The 6,446-nt window shown below is 40.5% G+C and carries 6 protein-coding genes; 3 read left to right on the top strand and 3 right to left on the bottom strand.

The window, feature by feature from the left end; translation table 11 throughout:
• Positions 1-84: 84 nt before the first annotated feature.
• The 3 genes from istB to VN447_RS18945 all read right to left on the bottom strand — a co-directional run bounded on the left by istB (position 85) and on the right by VN447_RS18945 (position 4,061).
• Entirely contained in the window at positions 85-834 is a 750-nt protein-coding gene (gene istB / locus VN447_RS18955) for an IS21-like element helper ATPase IstB (RefSeq protein ID WP_325527220.1), read from the bottom strand.
• Positions 827-2,380: an IS21 family transposase gene (gene istA / locus VN447_RS18950; RefSeq protein ID WP_325527219.1), complete on the bottom strand. Its 1,554-nt coding sequence runs from the start codon at positions 2,378-2,380 to the stop codon at positions 827-829. The genes istB and istA overlap by 8 nt, the downstream gene beginning before the upstream one ends.
• 574 nt (positions 2,381-2,954) lie before the next feature.
• Positions 2,955-4,061 (bottom strand): DUF362 domain-containing protein, encoded by a 1,107-nt coding sequence (locus VN447_RS18945; protein ID WP_325527217.1) that lies wholly within the window; start codon positions 4,059-4,061, stop codon positions 2,955-2,957.
• A gap of 294 nt (positions 4,062-4,355) precedes the next feature.
• On the opposite strand from VN447_RS18945, the gene VN447_RS18940 reads away from it, so the two are divergent.
• The 3 genes from VN447_RS18940 to VN447_RS18930 all read left to right on the top strand — a co-directional run bounded on the left by VN447_RS18940 (position 4,356) and on the right by VN447_RS18930 (position 6,164).
• Positions 4,356-4,769 (top strand): (R)-mandelonitrile lyase, encoded by a 414-nt coding sequence (locus tag VN447_RS18940; RefSeq protein ID WP_325527215.1) that lies wholly within the window; start codon positions 4,356-4,358, stop codon positions 4,767-4,769.
• Positions 4,770-5,119: 350 nt separating this feature from the next.
• Entirely contained in the window at positions 5,120-5,641 is a 522-nt protein-coding gene (locus VN447_RS18935) for a flavodoxin (RefSeq protein ID WP_325527213.1), read from the top strand.
• Between the two features lie 136 nt (positions 5,642-5,777).
• Complete coding sequence (locus VN447_RS18930; protein WP_325527211.1) at positions 5,778-6,164, top strand: MerR family transcriptional regulator; 387 nt, start codon at positions 5,778-5,780, stop codon at positions 6,162-6,164.
• The last annotated feature ends 282 nt before the right edge of the window (positions 6,165-6,446 follow it).

Raw genomic sequence — 6,446 nt, 5'->3', positions numbered from 1 at the left:
CACCCTGTGCATCAAAGAGAGCCACTGTATTCATCATGGGAGCCACCTTTCAATTATTGATGACTCCCATGGATTTTAGATTAGTTAATTCTTATCTTGTAATCCTCTACGTTCTCTCATTGATACTTTACCATCTATGTGGATTGTATAGGAATCATGGACGATTCGGTCAAGAATAGCATCTGCTAATGTATCTTCACCAATTTTTTCATGCCATCCGCCAGGCGCGAATTGGGAACAAAAGATAGTTGAACCATTTTGATGTCTTGCCTCGATGATTTCAAGTAAATCACGAGCTTCGCTTCCTTTCAGAGGAACAAGTAGCCATTCATCAAGTACTAGCAGGCTTACACTTTTGTACTGCTTCATTACCTTTTTAAATATACCTTCACCTCTGGCGATAGCTAATTCATCGAGCAAGTCAGGCAAGCGGACATATTTAACTGTAAAATAATTTCGGCAAGCAGCCACACCCAATGCACAACCTATATAGGACTTACCATTGCCAGATGCGCCCATAACGATTATATTATGCTTTTCTTGAATGTAATTGCAAGTTGACAATCGGGTAATAAGAGTTTTATCCAGCTTTCTGTCAGCATGGTATTCGATATCTTCTACACAGGCATTACTAAATCTAAAGTCAGCTTTTTTGATTAACTTGGTGAGTTTATTGCTTTTACGTCTAGACCATTCCAAATCTACGACAAGACCGAAGCGTTCTTCAAAGCTTAACTCGCTGAATGCGTTGTCTTTAAGTTGCTCTCTATAAGAATCAGCCATTGCAGTAAGACGCATTTCATGCAATTTTGATATAGTCGTTTCATTAACCATTATTTTTCCCTCCATAGTAGCCAGCGCCTCTAGTAAAACCAAACTGCGTGGTATTATCATTACTGATTGGCGTAGTGTCTTCTTTGTATTTCAGCTTGTCCTGTCCTGTTTGAAGGATTGTTTGAATGCTTTTATAACTAGGACGAGGAGTGTAAGATAGCGCTTTTTTACAAGCTTCTTCTACACGAGTGACAGAATACTTGTCTGCAAGCTTTAATAGGGCAATGCAAGACCTGTACCCTTGCTGTTCTACTTTATGTGAAGATAAAATAGCTTTAACGACTATAGCAGTATTGGAGCCAATGTTTTTGGCCCAAGATATAAAACGTTCTGAATTCCAGGAGTTGTAGCTTTGATGATTTTCAGGCATGTGTTCCGGAATCGTACTGTATTGCCCAGCACGTCCATAAAGCCTTACATGTGAAGCAATACGATGGCTATTGTAAAATATTTCTACTATATTGCGTGTGATCCTTACATCTACTTTGTGTTTTATATACTCATAGGGCACTGAATAGTGAATTTTATCGGTAGATATGTGATAATTGAACTGTACGATAGCTGTCTTCCAATAGGCTAATTCGTATGGGGTTGCAGGCAGTGGTATAAGAGTGCTTTTCTCCTCCTCGAGAAAGACACTCAGCCTGCATCCCGTTTTTTTCTGAAAAGGTTTATTATTAAATCCAATTAGCTTATGGTGCATAGCTTCATTCAGTTCTTTTAGCGTAAAGTATCTCTGATTTCTCAGTGCAGCGATAATCCATGTAGATATGATGCCTACGGCACCTTCAACACTAGCCTTATCTTTTGGCTTTCTGACACGGGCTGGTATGACTGCTGTCCCGTAATGTTCAGCCATTTCATGATAAGTTTTGTTGATTGTTGGTGTATACCATGATACCTTTTCAACTCCTGTTTTCAAGTTATCAGGTACAAGTATTCTCGTAACGCCGCCAAAGAACTTGTAGGCATTTACATGAGCTGCTATCCAGCATTCTTGATTTTGAGATAGAAATGCTTCTACGTATGTGTATTGACTACAGGATAGGGCCGCTACAAATACATAAACAGGAATGATCTCGCCGGTATCACGATCAACGATTTGAGCCGTTTGCCCTGCCCAATCGACTTCAAGCTTTTCGCCAGGCTTACTGCCTATGTGCATAGTAGCTTTTGTAGTATTAGCATACTTGCGATAATATCGGCAGAACTGGCTGTACATGAGTGGAATTTCATTAATTTGGCGACATTGCTGACAATATTCATCCCATAGAAGACTTAATGTAACACCGCTCTTTGCCATTTCTTTGTGAATGTACTCGCAGTCAGGGATTTTCCTAGTTGTAGGAAGATCCTTTTCCGGGAATAGGAGCGTTTGTAACTCGCCATTTGACATTTCCTTTTCAAACGGCCAAGATATACCGATTTCATCTGCACGCTTAATGACTGCAGAAACGGTATTGCGTGAGCACTGACAACTCGATGCGATGCCACGTTGACTTATTCCTTGGCTGCAAAGCCGAAGGATTTCACGATAATTGGTCAATCTAATGACCTCCCCTGAATTTATTTACACTAAAACAGTGCATAAATTCATTATACGGGGATGTACAAAGTGGCTCTCGGAGTAACATCGTGGCTCTATTTCATGCACATGGTGGCTCTCAAAAATCGCACGAGCGGTTCTGTTGGAGAATATTATTCAGATTGTCAGTATGGCCATTGGAGCTGCATTAGTTGGAGCTCTGCCTAGTCTGTAGGAGGTTGACAAGGCGAAAGAGTGTCATTCAGAATCTTTTGTGCTTCGCGGGCATATTGTTCATCTGTCATTGTATAGAAGATACCGACAAAGCAGCTAGAGTATATATTATAAAAGGAAAACATTACTCCCAGTATAAAGATTGCACTGATAATGTGATCTTTTTTTCTTTTCATCTATACATCTCCAATCTCTTTGACGATACTCACCGAAATTTATTATGCTTTTTCGTAGAAGTTTAATATTTCTTAAGTTATAACGGGGGCTGGAAAACCAGAGGGTTTGCCAACCCCATATTTTATTGAAGTTTCTGCTGCGGTTACCGTTAACTAAAATACTTATTCGGCTATTATCCGCAATACTACAGGACGATTAATTCATAATCGCGGCTGCCCATACCAATTTCTTCTCCATATCGCATCTGGATAGTCCCGTCTATATGGGAGCGCAAACCCTGAAACTTATCCGCATCGGCTTCATGATTGCAAGAAAGCAAAGAATTAGAGAAGCCAAGCTGTTTATTTACCAGATCATAACTTGCCTGATCAATAGCTACCGGGTCCGTGGATGCCAAGAAACCGATATCAGGAACAATCGGTGCATCGCTCCACGACGCACAGTCACAATCAGGTGTGATATTCAACAGAAAGTTTATATAACCGATACGTTTCTCATGTGCCTTGGCAACCCCATAGCCATATTCGGTCATTCGTTCGAGAAAAGCTACTAGGTCTGTCGCCCAGTCCATGCCAATGGCCTTTACCGGACAAACAGTTAAACACTCACCGCAGCCGATACATGTATCCAAAGTGATAGTTGCCTTCTTTTCACTCACAGTAATCGCCTTTTCCGGACAAACTGCACTGCACTTTTCACAGCCGACGCATTTATCCTGATCGACTATAATCCTGGTCGCATGCTGCTCCTTTTTACCAATCGCCGGTGCTCCACCCATGGCCAAATTTTTTATGGCCCCACCGAAGCCCGCCATCTCATGCCCCTTAAAGTGGGATAATACAATTACGCTGTCGGCACTGATAAGGTCTGTAGCCAGTTTCACCTTAGTAAAGTGCTTTTTATCAATCTGTACTTCAGTCATATTTTCACTGCGTAAGCCATCTGCTATGATAACTGGTGCCCCTGTAACGGTATAATCATAACCATGTTCCAACGCGGTCAGCAAATGATCAACCGCATTATGCCGGCTGCCTGAATAGAGTGTATTGGTATCGGTCAGAAACGCTTTAGCGCCCTTTTCCTTGATTTTATCCACTACCTGACGCACAAAAACAGGACTAATAAAGCCATCGCTGCCGCGTTCGCCGAAGGTCAACTTTATAGCTGTGAGGTCATCCGGTTGAATAAGCTCACTCAACCCGGCCCGATCAAATAAGCTTCTTATTTTGCTTATTTTATTACTCTTATCTGTTCTCGCCCGTAAATTTACAAAATATACTTTGCTGGACATGTTTTCATTCCCCTCTCTAACACAAGTTTAACTATTGTTTCACATTATCTATGCTACAACTTGGAGTCCACTCAAAGTCAATAGGTTTTATGAAAATTATTTTTTCAACTTAAACCCATCCCAATAATTCAGTGCAGAAAACCTAGTCCGAATTGGAAACCGCAAAAATACAGGATGGGAGTTCAGTTAACTGAACTCCCCCCAAAAAAATACTTGACTTGGACTGGACTCCAAGTGATAGATTGATTTTCAAGAAGGGTATAATATCACGAAAAAGTTAAAGGAGAATAGAACATGGACAAATCAAAAAAATTAAGTGAAAGTGTTATCTTTCCAAAGGGTCAAAAAATTACGAACGACTATTTCATAGGGGCTACATGGCTTGAAATGCTGGTTTCCAATGACAGCTTTAATTGCCCAATCGGGAATGTAACTTTTGAGCCTGGCGCAAGAAATAATTGGCACAAGCATCCAGGTGGGCAGATTCTGCTTGTTACCGGCGGCAAAGGATACTATCAGGAAGAAGGCAAGCCTGTACAGGTAATCAAAGAAGGCGACGTTGTAAAGATCCATCCAGATGTGAAACATTGGCATGGTGCTACACCTGATAGCTGGCTTGTACATATCGCGATAAGTACTAATCCCGAAAAGGGAGATGCCGAATGGCTGGAACCCGTAACGGATGAGGAATATAACAATTTAAAATAACATGAAATTTATCTTATAGTGCCTACGAGAAAAAATGTCCGCTTCATGTGAATGTCCGCGGACGGATGTGTGAAGCAAAGGGATTTTATTTCTAAACAATCTCAGTACTGTTGTCATGGCTTATGAACTGGGCGGATATTACCTGACATTACGGAATGAAATGTGCAGATTGGAGTGCAGCTTAGCTGCACTCCAAAAAAATACTTGACTTGGAGTTAACTCTAGGTGATAGGCTGAGTTTAAAGAAGGTAATCGTGCTGATCCAGTAATCGTGAAATGGCTTAGTACCGTCAAATATGATATTTAGTAGGTAGAATAAAAAAGATTGATTAGAAAGGAAGGAATAGGAAATGGCAAATTCAAAGAGCCTTATCGCTTACTTTTCACGCAAAGGAAATAATTATGTGGGAGGTAGTATTGTAAACCTGCCAATTGGAAACACAGAAGTAATCGCAAAGAAAATACAGGAATTAACAGGAAGCGACATGTTCCAAATCGAAACAGTAAAATCCTATCCAGAAGATTATACGGAAACAACAAATGTAGCACAGGAAGAAAAGAGGCAAAATGCCAGACCTGAGCTTACCGCAACAGTAGATGATATGGATTCTTATGATGTGATTTATATCGGGTATCCGAACTGGTGGGGAACGATGCCGATGGCGGTATTTACGTTTTTAGAGGCGTATGATTTTTCAGGAAAAACCATTATTCCATATTGCACACATGAAGGTAGTGGAATGGGAAGTAGTGAACGCGATATCAAGAAGCTTTGTCCGAATGCAAAGGTGCTGTCCGGTTTAGCGATTATAGGCGGAAGTGTGAGTAGAGCAGACAAAGATGTCGCAAACTGGCTAAAAAACTTGATTTGATACCATAACGAAGGGGAAATAGAATTGGAATTATGTATTTTTAAATAGTAGCATGGATTATTACTGCTATTTAAAAACTCTTGACTTGGAGCCAACTTTAAGCTTTATAATATTGAATATCAGGAGGTGAAACCGCATGACGATTACAGAAGTAAGCGAAAAATTTGATCTTCCACAGGATACACTCCGCTATTATGAACGCATCGGCCTGATTCCTCGTGTGAACCGCAATAAAAGCGGAATTAGGGATTATACGGAAGAAAACTGTAAGTGGGTCGAATTTATCAAATGTATGCGAGGTGCAGGTCTTCCAATTGAAGTATTGATTGAGTATGTCGGGCTGTTTCAACAGGGTGATAAAACCATTGAGGCAAGAAAAGAACTTGTTATTGAGCAGCGTAAGCAGCTCATAACAAGAATGGCAGATATGAAGAAAACACTAGAACGCCTGGATTATAAAATTGCAAGCTATGAGCAGGCAGTAGTTGAAAAAGAAAAAGCACTAAGAAAACCGGAGGATTAGTTTTACACTGCTTGAAAACAAGGATTATTTTACTGCCGAGTAGAGTGAACTCAAGCAATTTATCTTGTTACGTTGCTTGCTGGGGGACAGCACTCGAATGTAAAATTGAATAAAATGAAATTGGCCGGTTGCGGTGGTTGATGATATGCTCCCCTTATAGGAGACAATGAAAAAATAGATTGTCGACTATGGGGGGAGTTTTTATGTCATTTAAAACGAAATTAACTCCAGAAGAGAAGATTCATTTTGTAGAGAGATATCTTTCCGGAACAATTAGCCAGC

The sequence above is a fragment of the Sporomusa sp. genome, from assembly GCF_035561155.1.
Classification (GTDB): Bacteria; Bacillota; Negativicutes; order Sporomusales; family Sporomusaceae; genus Sporomusa.
The sequence above is the reverse complement of the archived record's forward strand: the minus strand, read 5'-3'. Positions and strand labels throughout refer to the sequence as shown.

Excerpts from the sequence above, each read along its gene's own strand:
- istB (WP_325527220.1), bottom strand. The coding sequence starts at position 834 with ATGGTTAATGAAACGACTATATCAAAATTGCATGAAATGCGTCTTACT.
- VN447_RS18930 (WP_325527211.1), top strand. The coding sequence starts at position 5,778 with ATGACGATTACAGAAGTAAGCGAAAAATTTGATCTTCCACAGGATACA.
- VN447_RS18935 (WP_325527213.1), top strand. The coding sequence starts at position 5,120 with ATGGCAAATTCAAAGAGCCTTATCGCTTACTTTTCACGCAAAGGAAAT.
- VN447_RS18945 (WP_325527217.1), bottom strand. The coding sequence starts at position 4,061 with ATGTCCAGCAAAGTATATTTTGTAAATTTACGGGCGAGAACAGATAAG.
- VN447_RS18940 (WP_325527215.1), top strand. The coding sequence starts at position 4,356 with ATGGACAAATCAAAAAAATTAAGTGAAAGTGTTATCTTTCCAAAGGGT.